15 protein-coding genes and 1 tRNA gene are annotated in these 20,526 nt (G+C 45.0%); 9 read left to right on the plus strand and 7 right to left on the minus strand.

The features are described 5' to 3' along the window. Positions 1-22 precede the first annotated feature (22 nt). From tal to opcA, 3 genes are all read left to right on the plus strand, one after another. Complete coding sequence (gene tal / locus B1A85_RS19745) at positions 23-1,186, plus strand: transaldolase (RefSeq protein WP_104548448.1); 1,164 nt, start codon at positions 23-25, stop codon at positions 1,184-1,186. Between the two features lie 99 nt (positions 1,187-1,285). After that, complete coding sequence (gene zwf, locus B1A85_RS19750; RefSeq protein ID WP_104548449.1) at positions 1,286-2,815, plus strand: glucose-6-phosphate dehydrogenase; 1,530 nt, start codon at positions 1,286-1,288, stop codon at positions 2,813-2,815. 189 nt (positions 2,816-3,004) lie between these two features. After that, positions 3,005-4,369 carry a glucose-6-phosphate dehydrogenase assembly protein OpcA gene (gene opcA, locus B1A85_RS19755; RefSeq protein WP_104548450.1) on the plus strand — a complete coding sequence of 455 codons (1,365 nt, stop codon included), beginning with the start codon at positions 3,005-3,007 and terminating at the stop codon, positions 4,367-4,369. 92 nt (positions 4,370-4,461) lie between these two features. Here opcA and B1A85_RS19760 read toward each other — a convergent pair whose 3' ends face one another. After that, positions 4,462-5,409: an AEC family transporter gene (locus B1A85_RS19760; protein WP_104548451.1), complete on the minus strand. Its 948-nt coding sequence runs from the start codon at positions 5,407-5,409 to the stop codon at positions 4,462-4,464. Between the two features lie 207 nt (positions 5,410-5,616). Beyond that, the gene (locus B1A85_RS19765) at positions 5,617-7,764 is read right to left on the minus strand and encodes an IMS domain-containing protein (protein ID WP_104548452.1); all 2,148 of its coding nucleotides are present in this window, start codon (positions 7,762-7,764) and stop codon (positions 5,617-5,619) included. 195 nt (positions 7,765-7,959) lie between these two features. Here B1A85_RS19765 and pdhA point away from each other — a divergent pair, with 195 nt between their 5' ends. The 4 genes from pdhA to fba all read left to right on the plus strand — a co-directional run bounded on the left by pdhA (position 7,960) and on the right by fba (position 11,565). Next, positions 7,960-8,991 (plus strand): pyruvate dehydrogenase (acetyl-transferring) E1 component subunit alpha, encoded by a 1,032-nt coding sequence (pdhA, locus tag B1A85_RS19770; protein WP_104548453.1) that lies wholly within the window; start codon positions 7,960-7,962, stop codon positions 8,989-8,991. A gap of 142 nt (positions 8,992-9,133) precedes the next feature. After that, positions 9,134-10,006, plus strand: a complete 873-nt coding sequence (locus tag B1A85_RS19775; protein ID WP_104548454.1) for an aldose epimerase — start codon at positions 9,134-9,136, stop codon at positions 10,004-10,006. Positions 10,007-10,119: 113 nt separating this feature from the next. Then, positions 10,120-10,191, plus strand: a tRNA-Lys gene (locus B1A85_RS19780). Positions 10,192-10,485: 294 nt separating this feature from the next. Next, the gene (gene fba, locus B1A85_RS19785) at positions 10,486-11,565 is read left to right on the plus strand and encodes a class II fructose-bisphosphate aldolase (protein WP_104548455.1); all 1,080 of its coding nucleotides are present in this window, start codon (positions 10,486-10,488) and stop codon (positions 11,563-11,565) included. Between the two features lie 68 nt (positions 11,566-11,633). Here the strand turns inward: fba and B1A85_RS19790 are convergent, their stop codons facing one another. The 3 genes from B1A85_RS19790 to glyS all read right to left on the minus strand — a co-directional run bounded on the left by B1A85_RS19790 (position 11,634) and on the right by glyS (position 15,277). After that, the gene (locus B1A85_RS19790; protein WP_210404609.1) at positions 11,634-12,065 is read right to left on the minus strand and encodes a sulfocyanin-like copper-binding protein; all 432 of its coding nucleotides are present in this window, start codon (positions 12,063-12,065) and stop codon (positions 11,634-11,636) included. 93 nt (positions 12,066-12,158) lie between these two features. Then, positions 12,159-12,971, minus strand: a complete 813-nt coding sequence (locus B1A85_RS19795; RefSeq protein WP_104548457.1) for a carbon-nitrogen hydrolase family protein — start codon at positions 12,969-12,971, stop codon at positions 12,159-12,161. A gap of 158 nt (positions 12,972-13,129) precedes the next feature. Then, a complete protein-coding gene (gene glyS, locus B1A85_RS19800) occupies positions 13,130-15,277 on the minus strand; it encodes a glycine--tRNA ligase subunit beta (protein WP_104548458.1) in 2,148 nt (715 codons plus the stop codon). A gap of 272 nt (positions 15,278-15,549) precedes the next feature. On the opposite strand from glyS, the gene aspS reads away from it, so the two are divergent. After that, the gene (gene aspS / locus B1A85_RS19805; protein WP_104548459.1) at positions 15,550-17,337 is read left to right on the plus strand and encodes an aspartate--tRNA ligase; all 1,788 of its coding nucleotides are present in this window, start codon (positions 15,550-15,552) and stop codon (positions 17,335-17,337) included. A 68-nt stretch (positions 17,338-17,405) separates the two neighbouring features. Here the strand turns inward: aspS and B1A85_RS19810 are convergent, their stop codons facing one another. Continuing rightward, positions 17,406-18,326 carry an S-layer homology domain-containing protein gene (locus tag B1A85_RS19810; RefSeq protein ID WP_104548460.1) on the minus strand — a complete coding sequence of 307 codons (921 nt, stop codon included), beginning with the start codon at positions 18,324-18,326 and terminating at the stop codon, positions 17,406-17,408. 549 nt (positions 18,327-18,875) lie between these two features. Here B1A85_RS19810 and B1A85_RS19815 point away from each other — a divergent pair. Then, entirely contained in the window at positions 18,876-19,766 is an 891-nt protein-coding gene (locus tag B1A85_RS19815; RefSeq protein ID WP_104548461.1) for a DUF2382 domain-containing protein, read from the plus strand. Positions 19,767-19,904: 138 nt separating this feature from the next. Here B1A85_RS19815 and B1A85_RS19820 read toward each other — a convergent pair whose 3' ends face one another. Then, positions 19,905-20,483 carry a thioredoxin family protein gene (locus B1A85_RS19820; RefSeq protein ID WP_104548462.1) on the minus strand — a complete coding sequence of 193 codons (579 nt, stop codon included), beginning with the start codon at positions 20,481-20,483 and terminating at the stop codon, positions 19,905-19,907. Positions 20,484-20,526: the final 43 nt, after the last annotated feature.

Genomic DNA, 20,526 nt, shown 5'->3' on the forward strand with positions numbered 1-20,526 from the left:
ATTACATCGGGAGAAAATAGCAATGACAGATCAAGCAACAAAACCAGCTAATCACTTGATCGAAATCAAACAATACGGTCAAAGTATCTGGATGGATAACTTGACCCGCGACATGATTCAATCAGGCGAACTCAAACAGCTCATCGAAAACGGTGGAATTTGTGGGATTACCTCTAACCCAGCAATTTTTGAAAAAGCAATTAAGGGTAATGCCATTTACGATGCAGATATTGAAGCAGGAATTAAAGCTGGGTTACCGACATACAAAATTTACGAATCGCTGATTTTTGAAGATATTCGTAACGCCTGCGATATTTTACGCCCTGTGTATGAATCCTCGAATGGTCTAGACGGCTATGTAAGCATCGAAGTCCCGCCCACGATCGCGCACGATACCGAAGCAACCATCAAAGAAGCCAAGCGTTACTACCAAGAAATTGGTCGGGAAAACGTGATGATCAAAATTCCTGGTACCAAAGCAGGCTTACCCGCTGTTGAGCAAGTTATTGCAGAAGGAATTAATGTTAACGTTACTTTGCTCTTTTCAGTAGCAAGCTACGTTGAGACAGCTTGGGCATACATTCGCGGGTTAGAAAAGCGCGTAGCTGAAGGTAAAGATATCAGCAATATTGCCTCCGTCGCAAGTTTCTTCCTCAGCCGCATTGATAGCAACATCGACAAGCGCATTGACGAAAAACTCGCGCAAGGAATTGACGATTTGAGTCGTCAAGCAAAACTTGAAGCCATCAAAGGTAAAGTCGCGATCGCCAACGCTAAAATTGCGTATCAAAAATACAAAGAAATTTTTAGTAGCGATCGCTGGAAAGCACTTCAAGAAAAAGGCGGTAAAATTCAACGCTTATTATGGGCAAGCACCAGCACGAAAGACCCCAAATACAGCGATGTAATGTACGTTGATGAATTGATTGGTCCAGATACCGTCAATACTTTACCGCCAAGCACGATCGAAGCTTGTGCTGACCACTGTAATGTCGATAACCGCATTGAAACTGGAGTCAAAGAAGCTTATGAATTGATCGAGAGCCTCAAAGATCCAGAAATCAATATCAACCTCGATGAAGTCATGGACGAATTACTTGTCGAAGGTATTGAAAAGTTTGTGACACCTTTCCAGTCATTGATGGACTCTCTAGAAGAGAAGGTCAAGCAACTATCTCCTGTGTAAGCCGTTAGCTGCGAGCAATTAGTGATTAGCAAGCAAGGTAAACTGCTAATTGCTAATTGCTAAGAAGTTGAATCAAGTCACAAAACCTCGAAACACACTATGGTCACGCTGCTAGAAAATCCGCTGCGCGTTGGGTTGCAACAGGAAAGAATACCAGAACCTCAAATTCTGGTCATTTTCGGAGCATCAGGGGATCTCACTCAGCGCAAGTTGGTTCCAGCACTTTACAAACTACGCCGCGAACGACGTATTCCCCCAGAAACAACAATTGTAGGTGTTGCCCGTCGAGATTGGAGTCACGACTACTTCCGCGAACAAATGCGCGAGGGAATCGAACAATTTTCTGACGGTCTTGGTCGCGAAGAACTGTGGCAAGAATTTTCTCAGGGATTATTTTACTGCCCAGGTGATATCGATAAACCCGAAAGCTATCAAAAACTCAAAGAATTTTTGAGCGAACTCGATGGCAAGCGCGGTACGCAAGGCAACCGTGTATTTTATCTTTCAGTCGCACCAAAATTCTTCCCAGAAGCAATTCAGCAACTCGGACAAGCAGGAATGCTTAGCGATCCTGTGAAGCATCGGTTGGTGATTGAAAAACCTTTTGGTCGGGATTTAGCTTCGGCGCGATCGCTCAACCGCATCGTGCAAAAAGTCTGTCGCGAAGAACAGGTTTACCGCATCGACCATTACTTAGGTAAAGAAACGGTGCAAAATCTGTTAGTATTTCGCTTTGCCAATGCTATTTTTGAGCCGCTGTGGAATCGCCAGTTCGTCGATCACGTGCAAATCACGGTTGCTGAAACCGTAGGCGTGGAAGATCGTGCAGGGTACTATGAAACGGCAGGGGCTTTGCGCGATATGTTGCAGAATCACTTGATGCAACTGTTCTGCTTTACTGCGATGGAACCTCCAAATTCGCTCGATGCTGAGAGTTTTCGCACAGAGAAAGTGAAAGTTCTACAAGCAACACGTCTAGCGGATTTGCAAAACTTAGATTTGTGTGCAGTGCGAGGACAGTACAGCGCAGGGTGGATGAAAGGTAAGAAAGTCCCAGGCTACCGCGAAGAACCAGGCGTCGATCCTAACTCAACGACTAACACCTTTGTGGCAATGAAGTTTGCGATCGATAACTGGCGCTGGAACGGCGTACCCTTTTATCTACGTACCGGCAAGCGCTTGCCGAAAAAAGTGTCGGAAATTTCAATTCATTTTCGCGAAGTCCCAAATTTGATTTTTCAGTCTGCTTCGCAGCAAATGAACAACAACATTCTGGCGATGCGAATTCAGCCAAATGAGGGAATTTCACTGCGTTTTGAAGTGAAAATGCCAGGACCCGATTTGCGGACTCGTTCAGTGGATATGGATTTCAGCTACGGTTCGACCTTCGGATTTGCCGCTTCAGATGCGTACGATCGCCTACTTTTAGACTGCATGATGGGCGACCAAACTTTATTTACACGCGCTGATGAAGTAGAAGTGGCTTGGCAAGTCGTAACTCCTGCACTCGCCGCTTGGGATGCACCCACCGATCCCGCCAGTATTCCGCAATATGAAGCAGGAACCTGGGGATCCGCTGAAGCTGAAACTCTCATTAATCGCGATGGACGCCGCTGGCGCAGACTCTAGCAGGATATAGGGGTGAGGGGTTAGTGAGTAGTGATTCGTTTTGAGATATAAATTAACTCTATTCAAAATTCACCCCTAACCTCAGACCTTTGCTAGACCTTAGTATACAAAAACCCAAAAAGAATTGAACTACCTTAAAGCTAACGACTAACAGCTCATCACATTAAAACTAAAACTGCAAAGTAAATTATGGCAATTCAATCTCCTCCAATTTTTTCACTTCAGGAGCCAAAGGATGTTTCCCTCGGTGAAATTGAGGCAGAACTCAATAAAATTTGGCAAAGTTACGGAACGACTGGAAATGGTGAGGGAAGCCCCGCAGCTACTCGTGCCGCGACATTTAGTTTAATTGTTTACGAACCCGAAGAAACACAACTCCTGTTAGCTAAGTTAAACATTTATCACGGTCCAATTGATGGTATTCCAGGACCGCAAACTGAAGCCGCACTCCGCGAATTTCAGAAAAAATACGACTTACCCGTCAGTGGTATTGCAACACCGGAAACGCGGGCAAAATTACGCGAAGCTGTTGCACAGCAACATGGACCAGCTAATGGTGATAGCGATACGCCCTATAGTTGGGATAGTAGCAGAAATCCCAAAATTGCTGACGCGATCGCGCTACGCAACCCGTGTCGCATTATCACGCTGTGTCCTGTTGTCGGTGATGATGACGGCGTAACAGCACAAGTTTCAGCGTACTGTCCGATCCAAAAGCAATCTGCAACAACGCTGATTTGTTGCGAATACATCACATTTACAGGAACCGCCGCCGGCTTGGAGCGGGTGGCAGGAATGATTGCGGCGCTTTTGATTGGTGACTTACCCAAGTTTTTGTGGTGGAAAACAACGCCGGATCCTCACAATCCACTTTTCAAACGTCTCGCATCTGTCTGCAATTCCGTAATTGTAGACTCTAGTGGATTCAATGCCCCTGAATTTGGGCTGTTGCGCGTCCAAGAACTCGTCGAAGCAGGTATTCCAATCGCCGATCTCAACTGGCGACGCATATCAGCTTGGCAAGAATTAACAGCAGAAGCGTTCGACCCACCACAACGACGTGCGGCATTAAGCGAGGTAGACCGCGTTACAATCGATTACGAAAAAGGTAACCCTGCACAAGCACTGCTATTTTTAGGTTGGTTGGCAAGTCGCCTGCACTGGCATCCGTGCGAATTTGAACAGGAACCAGGCGACTACGAAATTAAGCGTATCCGGTTTACCGCTCAAGATCAACGCCAAGTTGAAGCTGAGTTAGCTGCTATCCCGACTGACGCCGGTGAGATTCCCGGCGATCTCATCGCGCTGCGCTTGAACTCGACGAACCCTGAAGCTGATTGCTGTACGGTCGTTTGTTCGGAAACGGGTGGCTGTATGCGTATGGAAGTCGGTGGTGGTGCTCAAGCGTGTCGTTTTCAACAAGTATCATCGCTTGCCGATCAAAAAGCAGAAATTTTGCTGAGCCAGCAACTACAACGTGTCGGACATGAGGCACTTTATGAAGAAAGCCTTGCCGTAACTGCGCAAATACTCCGACTCGCGCCGCAAAATTGAAGAAAAGGTCAGGGGTCAGGAATCGAAAAGTGGGGCTATTAGTGATATGTATTCCCTATTCTCGTCCAGCCTCTGATCCCAGCTTTTCTGACTTATTGAAATAGAAACAACCATAAAGGTAAGACCAGCAGTAATAAAATCGTAGACACAACAATACAGCTAGCGACTAATTCGCGTTCTAAATTGTATTCCTCTGCGAAAATTAATCCAGCAAACGCCGAAGGCATTCCCGACATCAAGACCATAGCTAAACGGCGATCGCCGGACAATCCCAAACACAGTGTCGTCAAAATACCGACTAACGCAGGAATAACAACGACTTTGAGCAGCGCAGGCAGAAATGCCAGCTTTAAACTTTTCCACCCGCGTAGTTGGGCAAGTCGCATTCCTGTGAGCAAAAACGCTGCAGGAATTACAATTCCAATCGATGCTTGCAGTCCTGATTCGACTAAAGCAGGTAGTTCAATATCGCGCGTTAGGTAGCCCAGCAAGAAAGTCCACAGCGTTGGTACGGTTAACACATCTCGTAATTGCACCCACCAACGATTGGGATGTGTCTCGCGTGCAAAATAACTGGCAATAAAAACTCCAAAGCCATAAGTACCTATAAGATTGTGCGTCAAGCTATAGAAGACGATCCAGTTTAGATAGGTACGATCGATAAATGCTGGCGCGATCGCGAGTCCGACAAATCCTGTATTACCCAGCACCGCAGCTAAAATAAAACTGCCTTGAATCGCTGGAGAATTGAAAGCCGCAGCTATTGGTAGAAAAGTCAGTCTTTTGACTATTTGTAGACAAAAAACAGCAACACCCAACCCCAAAAGCAGTGCAGCAAAAGTAATGAGTGGTGGAAGCGCGATCGACTGTGAAAAATCAGTCTGTCGTGCAAGTGCCAAAATTTCTATGGGAATGCCTACCCAATACAGGCTACGCCCTAGCAGGCGCGGTAAAGTTTGCGGCAGAAAGCGAAAGCATAATAATCCTAGACTTGTCCACAAAATTAGTGGGAAGTAGGCATCAAATAGCGTTTGTGTCATTCTTGAGGGGCGAGGAGCGAGGAGGTATGGGAAGATAATTAGCAGAAGTCAGAGGTCAGAAAAGCTAGTTGAATTAGCACAAAACCCCGTGTGGAGGTGTTCTCCATTGACCATTGCTATACAACAGTTCCGCGGTCAAAGCTAACTAGGTTTGTGACTTACCATCATGATTGTAAAAGCTAATGACTAATCGCTCATCGGTAAAAACTAATTCAAAACCCGCATTTGTCGAATTCGCCACGCATTATTTCTACGGACTAAATCGTATCTAACGCGCAAGTTTTCATCAGCGTAAGAAGCGCGCTGGTTTAGCTGTCCTCGATCGTAAATTCGGGCAACTTCACTGACGGTTGCTTGTACCGTTGCCAAATCTGGATTCGTCGCATTGACTTGTACAGCGTCGATTTTGAGACTGTGCTGAAATTGCCGATGGCGATTATTTGCGCGATCGCTCCTGACAAGTTGTTGCCATTGCGCGAGCGCCGGATCGACTAAAATATTTTGCAAGCTTTCAATCGCGTAATCAGTGCTAAAAGCTGCTGCTTTTGCCGATAGCCAACTGTGGATAACTTGCTCGGCTGTTGCTGCATCCAGTGGTTCGACAACAGGCAAAAATTGCGAACCGGGGCTGGGAATAGCAAGTGGTGGTTGGTTTAACTGTACTGCTAGTTGTTCGCCTGGTAGCGGTGGCGGCGCTGGGTATAATGTTTGGCGTAACCAGCCAAAGGCTTGACCAAGCAGGGCAAGGATAAATACACTGCCAATAAGTCCAGCCAGCGCTAGTAGAGCGATCGCTGTTTTGTCTTTAACCGCAAAAGCTTTTCTTTTGCGTCTTTTTCTTTGAGGAACGCGCACGCGTTGTATAGCAGATGTTTGTGAAACTGTCAAGTACCCGTTTGGCGGCGATGATGAAGTAGGACGCGCTGTTGTCGGTTCTAGGGTCGCACTTCCAGTGGTATTTGCGGTAGTAAAATTTGTCGCACTAACTGCTACATTCGCAGTTGTTTTGCGCGTCCGGTTTGGCTTTTGCCTTTGCGGTTGAGATGTCTTGTGAGTTGTTGATGTTGCCACCGAAGCTGTGGCTTTTTGTGAAGCTTCGATTTGATTTGGTAGCGCTTCTAAGTAAGTTTGAACGTGTTCGTCGGCAAAGTATTCTTTTAAAGAAGCTTGCCGGTGTTTTAAGTCGCAAAACTGAGGAAATACTTCATTTTGCAGCCAACGTTCGGCATAGAGACACAAACCAGGCAATAAATCAGGAGAACCTTGCGAATATTCGCGAATAAATTCTAATGGCTCGCGTTCTTGTGAAAGTTCTAAAGCGCGATTGGCTTCGACTGTTTGACCCAAAAGAAGCGTCGCGATCGCTTGTTCGAGGTAAACATCTTGGCGCTTGGTTTGAGCTAAATGTTGTAACAACTGCTTCGCTTGCGAAATCAGCACAGGCATGCGCTGCGTAAAACCCCGGGCAATTAAAGCATACACTGCCAAATAGCTAGCTACTGCCGAAGGGCGTTTGCTTTCTGCTTCAAATAAAGTTTGCTGTTCGGAGACAGTAAGGTATGTCCGGAGTTGCTGAATGAAGCGCAAAAAGTCGTCAAGACTTAGCCCTGAACCATCATCACCTGTACCATCAATTCCACCACGCGCATTCAGGAGATCTTGCAGTAACTTGAGTCCCAAATGTCGGCGTTCTAAAGTTGTACCTTCTGGTTCGGCAAGCAATGCCAAAATTCTATAAGGACGTAATTTATTGAGATCTGCAGCAATGTCGTTTCTGAGGTTAAGAAAGATACCTTCGCGCGTCAGTCGTTGTTCGCCATTTTGTAGCGAGTTCGCCGCACTTTCATAGTTTTTTTGCTGCCATTGTTCGCGTCCTAGTTCTAAGTATGCTAGTGCAACAGTCAAGACAACATCTGCGCGGAGTTGATCGTTATTTTGTTCGCGGTGCGAGTTGTTGAGATACGAATTTCCCAGCGTTAAAACAAGTTCATATTCGCCGAGTTCTTGAAGAATTAGCAAAGCGCCAGCAAATAAGTTATCTGCAATTTCAATGATTGGCGTGTGCGGCGCGAAAATGTCTTCAACGAGAACTTCTTTACTTTGCGCGCCTTCCGGTGTTGGTTGCTGTTCGTAGCGATGCGCAAAATAATTTGTATCGTAAATCTTACGTTGACTGGGTTCGGATAAAACTGCGTACGCTTGCTCGATCAATTGCTTGCGGGCGGCAATGGCTGCGGTTGAATACTCGCGTCGCGGTAACTGAATAAGGCGATCGCGATAAGCTTGTTGTAATTGTTCGTGACTCGCCGCAACTGGCAGTCCCAAAATTCGGTAGTAGTCTAATGGAATTTGCACAGCTTACTTCCCCTGCACCGCAAGTAATCAACTTCAACGAACGCTTTTCCGTCTCAGCAAAACCGTGCAATTATAATAACTTGAGAGCTTTGTCCGTAACACGGATCTGCCCCACAATAGTTAAAGTTACCTAACTTGAGATACTAGACAGTATACAACTATTTACAATTTCTTTTACGAGGATACTACACGGCAATGGTGCAAGAACGAACATTACCCACCTTTTCTGCGGCTACGGCACAACTGAGTAAAGAAGAAGGTTTGCGGCTGTATGAAGATATGGTTTTGGGGCGCTACTTTGAAGACAAGTGTGCAGAAATGTACTACCGAGGCAAAATGTTTGGCTTCGTCCATCTTTACAACGGACAAGAAGCAGTATCTACAGGGGTGATTCAATCGATGCGCCCTGGTGAAGATTACGTTTGTAGCACGTATCGCGACCACGTTCATGCCTTGAGTGCAGGAGTGCCAGCCAAACAAGTGATGGCAGAGTTGTTTGGTAAAGCCACAGGCTGTAGTAAAGGGCGGGGTGGCTCAATGCATATGTTTTCGGAAGAACATCGTCTGCTTGGTGGTTATGCGTTTGTTGCAGAAGGCATTCCCGTGGCTACAGGGGCGGCGTTTCAATCAAAATATCGGCGCGAGGTGATGGGCGATGAAAGCGCGGATCAAGTGACCGCTTGTTTTTTTGGTGATGGTGCTTGTAATAACGGTCAGTTTTTTGAATGTCTCAATATGGCAGCGTTATGGAAACTGCCGATTATTTATGTTGTCGAAAATAACAAATGGGCAATCGGTATGGCACACGAACGCGCGACCTCGCAGCCAGAAATTTATAAGAAAGCTAGCGTGTTTGGCATGGTAGGTGTCGAAGTTGATGGCATGGATGTTTTAGCTGTGCGCCAAGTTGCACAAGAAGCTGTAGCACGCGCTCGTGCAGGAGAAGGTCCTACATTGATTGAAGCATTGACTTATCGTTTTCGCGGTCACTCGCTAGCCGATCCGGATGAGTTGCGTAGCAAAGACGAAAAAGAATTTTGGTTTGCACGCGATCCCATCAAGAAACTTGCTGCGTACTTGACTGAGCAAAATTTGGCATCGCAGGCAGAATTGAAACAAATTGAACAAAAAATTGCGCAAGAAATTGACGAAGCGGTACAGTTTGCCGAAAATAGCCCAGAACCTGACCCTAGTGAGTTGTATCGCTACGTCTTTGCAGAAGATTAATCGACTGTAGCGGGCAACATGAGATTCGCTTGGGCAGTGGCTAATTAGTATAAGATCGCAAAGCGCTGCGATTAACAATTACTCGTCCTGTATGTGTTTTTATTGATTTTCACGCAATTACTGCAATTACTAAAGAACTATTGTGTTTGCGATCGCCTGTTCTCAACAACAATACAAAACCTACACTCTCACCGACAAAGCCGCTGATTCGCTGATCGAAATTGTCCCCGAACGCGGCGGGATCGTTGCTCGTTGGTCAATTCAAGGTCAAGAGATTCTTTACCTAGACGCAGAACGATTTGCGAATCCGCAATTGAGCGTACGTGGTGGAATACCAATTTTGTTTCCCATTTGTGGAAATTTACCAGACAACACTTATACGCACAACGGGCAACAGTACGCGCTCAAGCAACACGGCTTTGCCCGCGATTTACCTTGGAAAGTCACTAACGAGGATACGCAGAATCAAGCCGCTGTAACGCTCGTTCTCGAAAGCAACGAAACAACGCGCACAGTCTATCCATTCGATTTTCAGTTGGCGTTTACGTATCAGCTACAGGGAAATCAATTAGCGATCCGGCAACGCATTACAAATCACTCCGCAGTCGCTATGCCTTTTTCTGTAGGACTGCATCCTTACTTTCTAGTACGCGATAAAACGCAGTTGCACTTTGCGATCCCCGCAACAGAATATCAAGACCAGCGTACCAAAACACAACACGCCTTCACAGGTAATTTTGATTTTGAGCAAGACGAGATTGACGCTGCGTTTCGACCGCTCAGCGCTGCAAATGCCAGTGTTTGCGATCGCGATCGCAATTTACAGTTACACTTGAGTTGGGATGATACGTATTACTCAACCTTTGTTTTTTGGACGCAAAAAGGCAAAGACTTTTACTGTGTCGAGCCGTGGACTGCGCCGCGCAACGCGCTCAATACAGGAGATGACTTGATTTCGTTAGAACCTGGCGAAAGTTTGAACGCTTGGGTGAATATGACAGTCACTTTTTTATAGAAGCTCTTTCCAAATTCTGAATTTATGTGGTATCTTAGAAAAGTTGCCAAAAACCCTTAGGCACTTTGTAAAGTTTGCTCTCTGGATCAAACCTCCGCAAGCAACTTTCAGCTGGGTCGCTAACTCAACGGTAGAGTACTCGGCTTTTAACCGATTAGTTCCGGGTTCGAATCCCGGGCGACCCATAAAAGCTTTAGCTAACGATACCGTAACTATTGCCATTACTAAATTCCGCGATAGGAATGGTTAATTTAGAACATAATTAAGGCTTATATTCCTTACTCTAACTAAACCTACCCTCCACCTTCTGCTTTATAAAGTAGGGTTACTAGCAGTTAGGGAAGAATGACAAGGAATAGAGATGAGAAAGTATTCTCTGAATATAATTGCTTATAAGTTGAAAATTATCTTAAGATTAGCGTAAGAATTACGTTTGTCTTAAGACGACTAGCTGACTATCAAAATTAGGAGGACTATCTATGGCGCTCGTACCAATGCGGCTGCTGTTGGACCATGCGGCTGAAAACGGTTACGGCATTCCAGCTTTCAACGTGAACAACATGGAGCAGATCCAGGCAATTATGCAAGCTGCTCACGAGACAGATAGCCCCGTGATCTTACAAGCTTCTCGTGGCGCACGTAAATATGCTGGTGAAAACTTTCTGCGTCACTTGATTCTAGCAGCAGTAGAAACCTATCCTCACCTTCCGATTGCCATGCACCAGGATCATGGTAATGAGCCAGCAACTTGCTACTCTGCCATGAGAAATGGCTTTACCAGCGTCATGATGGATGGTTCGCTGGAAGCAGATGCGAAAACTCCTGCAAGCTACGAGTATAACGTTAGTGTTACCCGTGAAGTTGTGAAAGTAGCTCACGCGATCGGTGTTAGCGTTGAAGGCGAACTCGGCTGCTTAGGTTCTTTGGAAACTGGTATGGGTGAAGCTGAAGATGGTCATGGTTTCGAGGGTAAACTCGACCACTCCCAACTATTAACCGATCCTGACCAAGCTGTTGATTTCGTTGAGCAAACTCAAGTGGATGCTTTGGCGGTAGCGATTGGTACTAGCCACGGCGCTTATAAGTTTACTCGCAAACCGACTGGGGAGATTTTGGCAATCAGCCGGATTGAAGAAATTCACCGTCGTCTACCAAATACTCACTTGGTTATGCATGGTTCTTCTTCGGTTCCTGAAGACTTGCTAGAACTAATTAACCAGTACGGTGGGACGATTCCTGAAACCTACGGCGTACCTGTAGAAGAAATTCAAAAAGGTATCAAGAGTGGCGTGCGTAAGGTAAATATCGATACTGATAACCGGTTGGCGATTACCGCAGCAGTACGCGAAGCTTTGGCAAAAGATCCTAAGGAGTTTGACCCGCGTCACTTCCTCAAGCCTTCGATTAAGTATATGCAGAAGGTGTGTGCAGATCGCTATCAACAGTTTGAGGCGGCTGGTCAAGCTAGCAAGATCAAGCAAGTTTCGCTCGATGAGTTTGCGGCGAAGTACGCTAAGGGTGAATTGAGTGCTGTAACGAAGAAGACAGTTTCTGTGTAGAAGATTGTGGGTTAATTTTTGAAGCGGGTGGTTGCAAGGCTACCCGTTTTTTTTTACTCGATTATTCATTATTCAACAAAAAGTTCGGCTTTCATTCCCGCTTGAAAATGTCCTGGAATGTTGCATTCGATGAGGTATCTTCCAGGTTGGAGATGAGTGAGGAGTGTTGCTGTTGCACCGCTAGGTAGATCTTCGGCTTCGATTTCATCGATTTTTTCACCGACTTTTTTGCGTTCGAGTCGGTTGTCTTTGATGGGCATTTGGTCGAGTGGTAAATCAGTTTTGATGATTTCCATTTCGTGGGGAAGTTGACCTTGGTTGTCGGCAATAAATTCGACTGCACCAGCAGGTACAGTTGTCGGCGACAATTCAATTGCCATTTCGGTTTCAATAACTTTAACTTGAGTTACAGTTTGGGCGGCGATCGCATTTTGTGCAATACCACCAACGACAACCAGTAAAAAAATTACAGCAATTAACAATTTACTTAAGATTTTCAACTTAACACCCTTTAATCGCACAATCGACGGCTATCTAAATTCTAAAAGGAAATGCGATCGCCGTACTCTTCCCTCACTCACTCCTCACCGCTCTTAAAGAAACACGCTGTGCTGCAATGATGGCATTTGTCTGCGGACTTGGTCTAAACGCATCGGGTTAATCTCAGCGATCGCAACTCCTGGTGAATTACCAGCATCGGCGAGAATAACTCCCCAAGGATCGACGATCATCGCGTGTCCGTGCGATTGGCGCAAGGCGTAATGTTGTCCAGTTTGTGCAGGGGCAATAACATAGCAAGTATTCTCAATGGCTCTAGCTTGTAGAAGCACTTGCCAATGGTCTTTCCCAGTGTATGCTGTAAATGCAGCCGGAACGAAGAGCACATCTGCGCCTTTGAGTGCCATATGGCGGTATAGTTCAGGAAATCGCACGTCGTAGCATACTGAAAGTCCGAGATTACCAAGATCTGTAGAGGCGTAAACGGGGGGTAGTTGGTTTCCCGCCATCACTGTACTTGATTCGCGGTAGGTATTGCCGTCGGGTAAGTTGACGTCAAACAGATGAACTTTGTGATAGCGCGAGAGCTCTTGACCATTGGGGTCGATCAGTAAAGCAGTGTTGTAGACTTTTGTGCTATCTACAGGTACCGGAAATCCACCACCAAGAATCGTTACTTGGAAGCGCTGCGCCATTGTCTTGAGGAATTTTTCACTCTTTTGCGCGATCGCACTCGCTTGCGCAATCTTAGCTGCTTCCTCGCCCAAGTAAGAAAAGTTTTCTGGCAAACTTACTAACTTGGCACCTTGACGCACGGCAAGCTCGATTAATTCTTCTGCTTGAACTAAGTTTTTTTCTAGGTTAGGCAGGCTTGTCATTTGGATTGCGGCGGCAAGATAAGGCTTCATGGATCGGTATATAGAAGTTGTAGAGAGTAAATAGTAGAAGTACGCAGGCGCAAGCGAGAAATACTGGTTTATATTTCTCCTTGGTTGCAATGGTATGACATCGCGCGTGAAATTTTACATTTGAATATTGATTTTAAAAAATTTGGCGTGTTTTGGGTCTAAGTTTTAACAATTGCACCAAAGTCTGCTAATACACGAGCGTGGTTGCGCAATAGTCCCAGTAAGTTTAAGCGATTACGTCTAATTTCTGGGTCAGGATCCATAACTAAAACGCTGTCTGGTCCATCGAAAAAGTTACTTACTTTAGGAGCAATTTCTGCTAATGCTGTGATTAATTGTTGATAGTCGCGCGAGGCACGGGCAGCAATTGTTTTTGGTGCAAGTTGTACTAGGGCATCATAAAATGCTTGTTCAGATGATTTTTGAAAAAGTTCTTGTTTGATTAAGTGCGGATCTAATTCGCTAGTATTTAAATCTCCTTGTGCAGCTAACCTAGTTGAACGATTTACTGTATCGTAAACTTTTTCTAACTCACCATTGTTACGAATTGACTGCAGAAATAAAGCGCGATCGCGCACGTCTAATAAATCTTTTAACGCTCGGAGTTTGTACTCCGAGTCATTATCTCCTAAAACAGCGTTGACTAGATCGTAATCAACTGCTTTTTCTTCTTGAAGTTGGGTGCGCAGGCGTTGTAAGAAAAACTCTTGGAGTTGGCGTACTAATTCATCGCATCGCGCTTGAGGATGCGCAGTGACAAAATCTGTAGCTACTTGCTCTAGTAGCTGCTGTAAGTTAATTTGTAAGTTGGCACTCCATATGATATTAATTATTGCATTCGCTGCGCGTCTTAATGCAAAAGGATCGGATGAACCGGTCGGAATCATACCCAAGCCAAAAATGCTGACTAAAGTGTCGAGTCGATCGGCTAAACCAACTACTTGACCTGTGATTGTGCTTGGTAGGCGATCGCTGGCACTACGTGGTAAGTAATGTTCAAATATGGCAGTAGCCACAGCTTCGGGTTCGCCACTTGCTAAAGCATACTTTTGCCCCATAACTCCTTGGAGTTCGGGAAATTCGTATACCATTTGCGTCACTAAGTCAGCTTTGCATAACAATGCAGCGCGTTGAATTAATCTGCAGTCATTTTCTGATAGCACTAATTGCGCGCAAATGAGTTCGGCAATCTTACTTAATCGCGTGACTTTATCGCGAACTGAACCTAAATCTTCTTGAAAAGTCACCGTTTCAAGTTGTGGTAGATAGCTCTCTAATGGTTTTGATAAGTCGGTTTTATAGAAGAATTGACCGTCAGCTAATCGAGCGCGGATTACTCTTGCATTGCCCGCAGCAATGATATCTGACTTTGTCGGATCGCCATTAGAAATGGTAATAAAATAGGGTAACAGTTCCTCAGAATTACTAGTTTTAAATACAGGAAAATATCGCTGCTGAGTCACCATTACTGTTGTAATAACCTCTGCAGGTAAGTTTAAAAACTCATCGTCAAAACTGCCAACAACAGCATTGGGAAACTCGACTAAATTTGTTACTTCTGCTAGTAAATCGGGATAGATATGCGTACTTCCATTAACTTTTTGGGCAGCAGCTGCTGTCTGTTCTTGAATTTGAATTTGTCGCTGCTGTGGGTTGACTTCAACGAAAGCTTGTCGTAGTATATCTACATAGTTATTAGGATGGTGGATTGTTACTTTTTCTGGCGACAAAACGCGGTGTCCAAGACTAAAGCGATCGCTCTTAATTGTTTTCGATCCGTTTCCTAGCTCTACTGGTAAGACAGCAGCATCGAGTAACGCCACTAGCCAGACAATCGGTCGTGCAAACCGCAAATCACCGTCACCCCAACGCATCAAGCGCTTACCTTCTAACTTTGTAATCCACTGCGGTACTAACTCGGTTAACAATTCAGCGGTTGTTCGTCCGGGGATGCGTTGTTGTACAAAGACAAAATCGCCCTTATCTGTAGCGCGAATTTTCAGTGCTTCAATGGTAACACCTTGTTTCTTGGCAAATCCTTCTGCCGCCTTTGTTGGTTGTCCATCTTTAAACGCCGCTTGCGCGGGTGGACCTTTAATTTCTTCCTCGCGATCCGGTTGTTGCGGAGGTAATCCTTGAATGACAACAGCTAACCGTCGAGGAGTACCGTAAACATCAATCGAACTTGCCGACAAGCTATTTTCTTGCAAACTCTGCGGAATCAGCGATCGCCATTGTTGAATCGCACTTTCCACAAAATCAGCAGGTAATTCTTCGGTACCAACTTCCAATAAAAAACTAGGCATAAGAAATTAAATGATAGATATTCCAGTTTCAACAGTTTATCGCGCCACCGAATTTGATAGAACTATACAACTTGTGACTTGGTAATTGGCGTCGCCGCATGCTGCTGGTGGTGTCCTAAGCCGAACAACGGTCATTGGAAATTGCGACTCGTTACCTTAATTCATAGTAAGATATCAAGATCTATGTCTGTTTTCTCAGCGAATGCTAGATAATAGAAAGACTTTGACAACCATTACCCTATTCAATCACTAGCGACAAAACTCAAGCAACTATGCGAACTCACTATTGCGGCGAATTGCGTTCCTCAAATATTGGAGAAACTGTCACCCTGAATGGTTGGGTAGACCGTCGCCGCGATCATGGAGGCGTAATATTTTTAGATTTACGCGATCGCACTGGAATTGTGCAAATTGTCAGCGATCCGCAACGCACACCAGGCTCGTACGCGCAAGCTGATGCGCTGCGAAATGAATACGTCGTTCAGATTACCGGAAGAGTAACTCAGCGTCCATCTGAATCGCTCAATCCGCGCCTACCTACAGGTGAAATTGAAATCTACGCCGATGAAATTCAACTACTTAACGCGGTACACAAGCAATTACCGTTTCAAGTCGCCACAGCAGATACCGAGACAGTACGCGAGGACTTGCGGCTGAAATATCGCTATTTAGACATTCGCACCAGTCGCATGAGTCGCAATTTGCAATTGCGCCACCAAGTCGTCAAAGCAATTCGGCGTTACCTCGAAGATGAATGCAACTTCATTGAAGTTGAAACGCCGATTCTGACACGTTCGACCCCAGAAGGCGCCAGGGATTACCTCGTTCCCAGTCGCGTCAATCCTGGTGAATGGTTTGCATTACCGCAGTCACCGCAGTTGTTTAAACAATTGCTAATGGTGTCAGGATGCGATCGCTACTATCAAATTGCCCGTTGTTTCCGCGATGAAGACTTGCGCGCCGACAGACAACCAGAGTTTACGCAACTCGATATGGAAATGAGTTTCATGTCGCAAGCCGAAATTCTCGCACTCAACGAAGGTTTAGTTTGTCATATCTTCAAATCGGTTAAGGGTATTGAACTACCACATCCTTTCCCGCGCTTGACATGGGCAGAGGCGATGGAACGTTACGGTAGCGATAAACCAGATACGCGCTTTGGTTTGGAACTGGTGAATGTTTCTGATTTAGTTAAAGATTCAGGGTTCAAAGTTTTCTCAGGGGCGATCGCCGCTGGCGGTACAGTCAAAGTGCTGCCAATTCCTCACGGAAACGACATTATTTCCAACGTCCGCATCAAACCTGGTGGCGATTTATTCAAAGAAGCTACCGAAGCAGGTGCTAAAGGTTTAGCTTATATTCGCGTACGCGATGATGGTGAAATTGATACGATCGGCGCAATTAAAGACAATCTTACCGCTGAACAAAAGCACGAATTGTTGCAACGCACAGGTGCGCAAGCGGGACATTTATTACTGTTTGGTGCAGGCGATAGCGCAACTGTGAATAAAACGTTAGACCGACTGCGACAAGTCCTAGGACGCGAATTAGGGCTAATTGACCCTGATAAAATTAACTTGCTGTGGGTGACAGATTTTCCCATGTTTGAGTGGAATGCTGACGAAAAGCGTTTAGAAGCGCTGCATCACCCTTTTACCGCACCGCACCCAGATGACTTGCACGATCTTAAAACCGCGCGCGCGCAAGCGTATGATTTGGTCTTAAATGGTGTTGAAATAGGCGGCGGAAGTCTGCGGATTTATCAACGCGAAATTCAAGAACAAGTATTTAGCGCGATCGGACTTTCCCAAGCGCAAGCGCAAAATAAATTTGGCTTTCTTCTAGAAGCGTTTGAGTATGGAACGCCACCTCACGGTGGAATTGCTTACGGTTTAGATCGTTTGGTAATGTTACTTGCAGGTGAAGAATCGATTCGCGATGTTATAGCGTTCCCCAAAACACAACAAGCGCGCTGTTTGTTAACTGACGCGCCTTCGAGTGTGGATGATAAGCAGTTGAAGGAATTGCAGGTTGTTTCGACGTATAAGCCTAAAGCTTAGCTTGGTAATGGGTAACTGGTAATGGGTAATAAACTGATATAACTCCAATTACCAATTACCAATTTCCCTTATTGATTTTCAAACGTAGAACGACCAACGATATAATTTGTCGCTTCTACATTTGGAGTGAGAGGCTCAATTCTACCCAGACGAACGAGTGCTTGATGAATCCATGCAGCTGCGCTGGCGCGGCTTAGAGGTTCAGTAGGATTCAAAACGCGGACGTTGGGATAGTTGACAACGATATTGGCTTCCGTTGCTCTAGCAACATCTTCAACTGCATTTGGGGGAATTTGTGCTGCGTCAACATAGTAGTCGCTGACAATTTCCGAAGGTGGGCGGCTAACGGCTGCTTGCGTTTCAGGTGGAGTTGTGGTTTGCGTTGGCGATGCTTGCGCCGGTGCAACTTGATTGACTGCACTAAATACAGGCTGCATTAAAGATGCGATCGCAAACGGAATTGTACCTCGTTGCGCGCGACGGCGAGTAGCTGGCGTTGTTTGTCCTGGAGTCGTTTGCGGTGCGGTTGCTTGCGTTTGTGCGGGTGCTAAATTCAGTCCGCGCATCAAAATGACAAGCGCTTGTGCTCGTTCAATCTCTTCCCTAGGGCGGAAATTGTTATTTTCAGAGTCCATGAAGCCTTGCTCGTAGGCTTCTTGAATTGCCGGATTTGCCCAGTAATTTTCAGGGACGTCATTAAATACACTGGCGTCAGGAAGATTGCGCACCTGTTCCGTATCAAATGCCCTACGCACAAGTGCTGCAAATTCATCGCGTCTCACCGCTTGTTCGGGTCTAAATGTACCGTCAGGATAGCCAGCAATGATGTTTCGTGCTGTTAGTGATTCGATGAACGGTCGCGCCCAATAATTTTGCGGAACATCAGGAAAAGTTGTTTGCGCGATCGCGGGTGCAATACTCACTATCGGAGCAACTACCGTTAATCCTAAACTTAATAGCGCTATATCTTTTGTGGAAAAGCCAGACATCCTTTATATATCCCTTCTCAAAAGCTTTGTTCTTAATCTAAAAATACCTTTATTACCTTTTTAATCTTCTCTCTCTCTCGATAGAAAGATTTTTTCTAAAACTAGTTAAAACAACTTGAAAAATTTTAATAGTTTTTATATTTTTCCTTGCTAGGTTGAAGCTTAGTTTTCAAAAATTGTTTTTGATGTTTTCTCTTTGGTATGAATAGCTGCCGCCTTAGCACATCCTTACAAGTTTTGCTGTAGTTTAAGTTAGCTTTGATAGCAGTGATTGCTAGCATAAATTCTCAACTAAGTTCTATCTGTAAAGGGAGCTTACTACTATACCCAAAGAAAGAGCAACGATTGAATGCTTGGACACTTTTACTAAAAAAACATTATTTTTGCTAACTTCTGCTTGCCTGTCTTCGTCCATCCTCCGCGGAGTTTATCAACATACCCACCCCTAAGATAGGAATTTTTTTAAATCGAACTCTTACCTCAGAAAGATGGATCGACGCAATAAATTTCTAGGCTAGTTAATAGATGAAATCAGCAGGAGGGTACAACATGGTTCTTTACAAACTGGAAGATTTCGATCCTGACTATCGTGATAGTTTCGATGGTAACGATATTAAAGGATACGACGTTTACACAGACGTAAATAACGAAAATGTTGGTACTATCAAAAATATCTTGGTAGATGAAGCCGGACACTTTCGCTACTTTGTAGTTGATACAGGTTTTTGGATTTTTGGTAAAGAAGTTCTATTACCTGTTGGTCGTGCGCGGATCGATCAAGGAGCAAGAAGAGTTGTTGCCTCAGGCTTGACAAAAGAGCAAGTCGAAGCTTTACCCGAATTTAGCGATGATTTGCGCGTAGATTACGATTATGAAGAGCGCGTACGTGGAGTCTATCGTCCACAAACAGTAGAGTCAACGGCACCCCTAGATGCACCTACAGCGACTACAGCAGGTGCAGTTACGCCGCGTGCCAATCCAGAATACGATCGCGATACCTACGACTACTACCAACACGACGCTGATCTATACAACATGAATCGGCAGGATCAGCAATCGCTTAAGCTTTATGAAGAGCGGTTAGTTGCTAATAAGACACGTAGAAAAGCAGGCGAAGTATCGATTGGCAAGAAGGTAGAAACTGAAACAGCGCAAGTTTCGATACCAGTAGAAAAAGAAAAAGTTGTTGTAGAACGCACGACGCCTACCGATACTCAAGCGGTCGCATCTCCTGGATCTGATGCTTTCCGCGAGGGTGAAGTGGCTCGCGTAGAATTGCACGAAGAAGCAGCAGATGTTCAAAAAGAAGCATTTGTGCGTGAAGAAGTTAAGGTGAAGAAAGTTACTGAACAAGACACTGTCAATGCCCAAGAAACAATTCGAAAAGAAGAGTTAGATTTAGGTAAATCAGGCAACTTGAATACTGACCAAAGAAGTTAGGTTACGTTGAAAGTGTCTACTTATCTGATTCCTTAAACTGATAGCAGCATTAAGTCCTTGAATTTAATCGAGGGCTTATTTTTTATAAGAAAGAGATAAAGAGCGATTTTCGTTAAAAAGGCTGGAGTGCTAGATGTTTTAATTGTAGTAGCTTGGTTCGTTGCCAGGTTTCCATTTAATATTGCATCCAATACTGGGTTTTTGATCAAAATTTACAGACTTTCCACTTAAAGTTGCATCAATTGCTGCGCGCAAATCTTTACCAGTTACGGGTATGCCGTTACTCGGTCGGCTATCATCTAACTGACCGCGATAAACTAACTTATGGTCAGCATCGAATAAAAAGAAATCTGGCGTGCAAGCTGCAGTGTAAGCCTTAGCAACTTCTTGGCTTTCATCAAAGCATATGGGAAATAAAAACCCAGCTTCTTCCGCCATGACTTTTAATTGTTCCGGTGCATCATCTGGGTATTTATTGATATCGTTAGAGCTAATCGCCACGATTCCAAGATTGCTAGCAGCGTAGTCCTTGCCTATGTTTGCAAGTTCTGATTTGACGTGTTTGACAAACGGACAGTGCTGACAGATAAACATGACTAGCAGTGGCTTTCCCGCAAAACTTGATAGTGAAATTGTCTGTCCGCTTACGACATCTGGTAACTCAAAGTTTGGTGCTTGCGTACCTAAAGGCAACATAGTTGAAGCAGTTTTTACCATAACTAGAGTTGCTCCTGCACGTTTTGAATTTTATCTATATGGT

Origin of the sequence: Chroococcidiopsis sp. TS-821 (assembly GCF_002939305.1) — a bacterium.
Lineage (GTDB): Bacteria > Cyanobacteriota > Cyanobacteriia > Cyanobacteriales > Chroococcidiopsidaceae > Chroogloeocystis.

Coding starts and splice junctions, on each gene's coding strand:
- tal (WP_104548448.1), top strand. CDS start 23: ATGACAGATCAAGCAACAAAACCAGCTAATCACTTGATCGAAATCAAA.
- zwf (WP_104548449.1), top strand. CDS start 1,286: ATGGTCACGCTGCTAGAAAATCCGCTGCGCGTTGGGTTGCAACAGGAA.
- opcA (WP_104548450.1), top strand. CDS start 3,005: ATGGCAATTCAATCTCCTCCAATTTTTTCACTTCAGGAGCCAAAGGAT.
- B1A85_RS19760 (WP_104548451.1), bottom strand. CDS start 5,409: ATGACACAAACGCTATTTGATGCCTACTTCCCACTAATTTTGTGGACA.
- pdhA (WP_104548453.1), top strand. CDS start 7,960: ATGGTGCAAGAACGAACATTACCCACCTTTTCTGCGGCTACGGCACAA.
- fba (WP_104548455.1), top strand. CDS start 10,486: ATGGCGCTCGTACCAATGCGGCTGCTGTTGGACCATGCGGCTGAAAAC.
- B1A85_RS19795 (WP_104548457.1), bottom strand. CDS start 12,971: ATGAAGCCTTATCTTGCCGCCGCAATCCAAATGACAAGCCTGCCTAAC.
- glyS (WP_104548458.1), bottom strand. CDS start 15,277: ATGCCTAGTTTTTTATTGGAAGTTGGTACCGAAGAATTACCTGCTGAT.
- aspS (WP_104548459.1), top strand. CDS start 15,550: ATGCGAACTCACTATTGCGGCGAATTGCGTTCCTCAAATATTGGAGAA.
- B1A85_RS19810 (WP_104548460.1), bottom strand. CDS start 18,326: ATGTCTGGCTTTTCCACAAAAGATATAGCGCTATTAAGTTTAGGATTA.
- B1A85_RS19815 (WP_104548461.1), top strand. CDS start 18,876: ATGGTTCTTTACAAACTGGAAGATTTCGATCCTGACTATCGTGATAGT.
- B1A85_RS19820 (WP_104548462.1), bottom strand. CDS start 20,483: ATGGTAAAAACTGCTTCAACTATGTTGCCTTTAGGTACGCAAGCACCA.